Annotated in this window: 1 rRNA gene; it reads left to right on the plus strand. The window is 56.1% G+C overall.

Annotated elements, in window-relative coordinates:
- Window positions 1-1,395, plus strand: a 23S ribosomal RNA gene (locus ACY34M_RS41830); the annotation flags it as partial.
- Window positions 1,396-1,418: the final 23 nt, after the last annotated feature.

Below are 1,418 nucleotides of genomic sequence, written 5' to 3' on the forward strand. Positions count from 1 at the left end.
GGGTGAGACCTGATGCCGAGCCGATTGTGGTGAAGTGGATGATCCTATGCTGTCGAGAAAAGCCTCTAGCGAGTTTCATGGCGGCCCGTACCCTAAACCGACTCAGGTGGTCAGGTAGAGAATACCGAGGCGTTCGGGTGAACTATGGTTAAGGAACTCGGCAAAATGCCCCCGTAACTTCGGGAGAAGGGGGGCCACGTCTGGTGATGAGTCTTGCACTCTGAGCTGGGGGTGGCCGCAGAGACCAGCGAGAAGCGACTGTTTACTAAAAACACAGGTCCGTGCGAAGCCGTAAGGCGATGTATACGGACTGACGCCTGCCCGGTGCTGGAACGTTAAGGGGACCGGTTAGTCACATTTCGGTGTGGCGAAGCTGAGAACTTAAGCGCCAGTAAACGGCGGTGGTAACTATAACCATCCTAAGGTAGCGAAATTCCTTGTCGGGTAAGTTCCGACCTGCACGAATGGCGTAACGACTTCTCGACTGTCTCAACCATAGGCCCGGTGAAATTGCACTACGAGTAAAGATGCTCGTTTCGCGCAGAAGGACGGAAAGACCCCGGGACCTTTACTACAGTTTGATATTGGTGTTCGGTTCGGCTTGTGTAGGATAGGTGGGAGACTGTGAACCCTGGACGCCAGTTCAGGGGGAGTCGTCGTTGAAATACCACTCTGGTCGTGCTGGATGTCTAACCTGGGTCCGTGATCCGGATCAGGGACAGTGTCTGATGGGTAGTTTAACTGGGGCGGTTGCCTCCCAAAGGGTAACGGAGGCGCCCAAAGGTTCCCTCAGCCTGGTTGGTAATCAGGTGTTGAGTGTAAGTGCACAAGGGAGCTTGACTGTGAGACCGACGGGTCGAGCAGGGACGAAAGTCGGGACTAGTGATCCGGCGGTGGCTTGTGGAAGCGCCGTCGCTCAACGGATAAAAGGTACCCCGGGGATAACAGGCTGATCTTCCCCAAGAGTCCATATCGACGGGATGGTTTGGCACCTCGATGTCGGCTCGTCGCATCCTGGGGCTGGAGTCGGTCCCAAGGGTTGGGCTGTTCGCCCATTAAAGCGGTACGCGAGCTGGGTTTAGAACGTCGTGAGACAGTTCGGTCCCTATCCTCTGTGCGCGTAGGAATATTGAGAAGGGCTGTCCCTAGTACGAGAGGACCGGGACGGACGAACCTCTGGTGTGCCAGTTGTCCTGCCAAGGGCATGGCTGGTTGGCTACGTTCGGAAAGGATAACCGCTGAAAGCATCTAAGCGGGAAGCCTGCTTCGAGATGAGTATTCCCACCCCCTTGGAGGGGTTAAGGCTCCCAGTAGACGACTGGGTTGATAGGCCAGATCTGGAAGCCCGGTAACGGGTGGAGGTGACTGGTACTAATAGGCCGAGGGCTTGTCCTCAGTTGCTCGCGTCCACTGTGTTG

This window comes from Streptomyces sp. EDA2-14, from assembly GCF_054963755.1.